2 protein-coding genes are annotated in these 2,343 nt (G+C 61.2%); one reads left to right on the forward strand and one right to left on the reverse strand.

Features of this window, described 5'->3' with window-relative positions:
- Nucleotides 1–325: 325 nt before the first annotated feature.
- On the forward strand, nt 326–1,546 hold the full coding sequence (locus tag ACEK02_RS03550) for an ATP/GTP-binding protein (protein WP_371420423.1): 1,221 nt from the start codon (nt 326–328) through the stop codon (nt 1,544–1,546).
- On the opposite strand, the gene ACEK02_RS03555 is transcribed toward ACEK02_RS03550, so the two are convergent.
- Complete coding sequence (locus ACEK02_RS03555) at nt 1,519–2,151, reverse strand: hypothetical protein (RefSeq protein ID WP_371420424.1); 633 nt, start codon at nt 2,149–2,151, stop codon at nt 1,519–1,521. The genes ACEK02_RS03550 and ACEK02_RS03555 overlap by 28 nt on opposite strands.
- Nucleotides 2,152–2,343 lie beyond the last annotated feature (192 nt).

Below are 2,343 nucleotides of genomic sequence, written 5' to 3' on the forward strand. Positions count from 1 at the left end.
TGGCGGCGCGCCAATAGCCATGCATCCGCCGCAGCAGATCGGGCGAAAGCGGGCCGGGGACACCGGAAATGGGCGCGCCGGAGCCAAGCGGGGCGGGGAGCGGATCGGTCATGGGCATTCCTGTGCTGCGCGCGGTGTGGCGACGGTTATGCCTGCGGGGGACGCGCGGCGGCAGCTTCGGGAAGTACGGGGGTGGTGTAGGACAGGGTGGCTTGGCGCTGTCTGGAAGTCGCTTATCCGTCAGAGCAATGGCATACTGCGTTGTAATCACGTTATTGACGAATTATCGTTACAAACCTATTTTTAGGGCGAAATAGGTGATGTCATGATCCATTTGATCGAGATTGAGAATTTCCTTTCGATCCGCGATCGACAGGTTGTCGACCTGCGCGTCTCGGGGAAGGTGTCGGATCGGTTCGATCGCTTCGCGCCGATTTTCCCCGGCGCGTCTGTACGAGCGCCAAAGGTCATCGCGCTGTTCGGCGCAAACGCTTCGGGCAAGACCAACGTGCTCAAGGCGCTGAATTTCATTATCCAATTCGTTCGCAATCCGGCGGCGCGTGCTATTTCTGGCGCGTTGGTCGAGCGGTTCAATGACGAGGAGTCCAAAGATCGCCCGGTCCGAATTGCGCTGGAGCTAGCGGGCTTGATGGATGCCACGCCTGCTGTCATCGAACGCGCCGGCCGCGACGAAGCGGTAGTTTACGGCACCTACCGGTATGAGCTCGAGTTGGCGGTACAAGGTGGCCAAGTTCAGCATGTTGCGCACGAAAGTCTTCGCCAACGGCCGAATGATCGCGGCAAATGGCAACGGGTGTTCGAGCGGAGTGGCCCTCAGCAAGCGTTGGGATCGAAGGCCTTTCCCATTCAGGGATTCCGCCACCTGCTTACTACTCTCGATCCGGTCGGCTCGATCATCGCCAGCTTTGCGCAATTTCAACACCCCGGCGCGCTGTTTTTGAAAAGTCTCGCCGACAGCGCCTATTCGTTCCTCGACTACCAACCGGCGTCGGGTGACGACAGGCTTATCGAATTCATCGGCAATCGCCCGGATCTCCTTTCAACGCTTAACGAGGATCTTAACCGGATCGATCTTGGCATCGAAGAGATGCGTGTGGACCAGACCCCACAGGGGTGGCTGGCCAAGTTCAGGCATCGCAAGCTCGATGCCGACATGCCGTGGGGGCTACAAAGCCACGGGACGCGGGCGTTCATTCGCCTCTATCCCTTAATTGCCGAGACGCTTGCCAGCGGTGGCACCGCCATCGTCGACGAACTCGATCTCGCCATTCACCCGCTGGTTCTTCCTGAGCTGATCCGCTGGTTCCATGACCCCGGCCGAAACCCTCATGGGGCGCAGCTCTGGTTCACCGGCCAGTCGACCAGCCTCCTTGACGATCTGGCACCCGAAGAAATTCTGTTTTGCGAAAAGGATCGTCAGGGTCGCACCGGCCTCTATCTCGCGCGCGATATCGCGCGCCGGGACGATAACCTCCGGCGAAAATATCTGTCGGGTGTCTACGGCGCGGTGCCGCAGATCGGATGAGGCGGCCACGACCCTCGCGCCCGCAGCGTGCGCCCGTCTTTATCGGTGGGGAAGGGCGAAGCGAGGTCGCCTATGCGGGATGGCTGCGTAATCTGGTGCGTGATCGCGACATGCCGTTTCACCTTGAGTTGTGCGATCTCGGGCAGGGTGCCGGGGACCCATACACGCGAATCGAAATGGCGATTGAGCGTGTGGATCGGATCGAGCGAAACCGCGAGCCGTTTATCGGACGATATGTCTTCCTCGACACCGATCAGATCGAAGGCGATCAGGCCCGCGCTGACTTGGCGCGTCGGCACGCGCGCGACAATAATTTTACAGTGATCTGGCAACAGCCGACGCACGAAGCGTTTCTGCTGCGGCACCTGCCCGGCCGTCACATGAACCAGCCCCCGGACAAACGGAATGCCGATGCCGCGCTGGCAAGGGATTGGGTCGATTATCGAAAGCCCTGTACCCCGCAGCAACTCGAGCAGCGTCTGACGCTTGATGGCGCAATCCGGGTGGCTGAGCGTCTGCCCGAATTGGCCGAGCTGCTGCGCCTGATCGGCCTGTGTGAGGCCTGAGGGATCGCCATGACGGACGATGCACGGGATAGAGAGCATCCCTTCATGCTGCACCTGAACGAATGGCGGCTTCCGGGAACCGCTCGCAGCACGTCGGATGACCGAAATGGGGCGCGTAGCCGCCCCCCCCCTACGTACTTCCCGCCCCTCGACCCCGCCGCCGCGCCGTCGCATCTCCCGCAAGCGCACAGCGGGGAGCCAAGCCGATGACCGTCGAACGCCGCTTCAGTC

This window comes from Tardiphaga sp. (assembly GCF_041424195.1).
Taxonomy (GTDB): domain Bacteria; phylum Pseudomonadota; class Alphaproteobacteria; order Rhizobiales; family Xanthobacteraceae; genus Tardiphaga.

Bases quoted from the DNA above. Each gene is read 5' to 3' on its own strand.
- ACEK02_RS03555 (WP_371420424.1), bottom strand. From the start codon at position 2,151: ATGCTCTCTATCCCGTGCATCGTCCGTCATGGCGATCCCTCAGGCCTC.
- ACEK02_RS03550 (WP_371420423.1), top strand. From the start codon at position 326: ATGATCCATTTGATCGAGATTGAGAATTTCCTTTCGATCCGCGATCGA.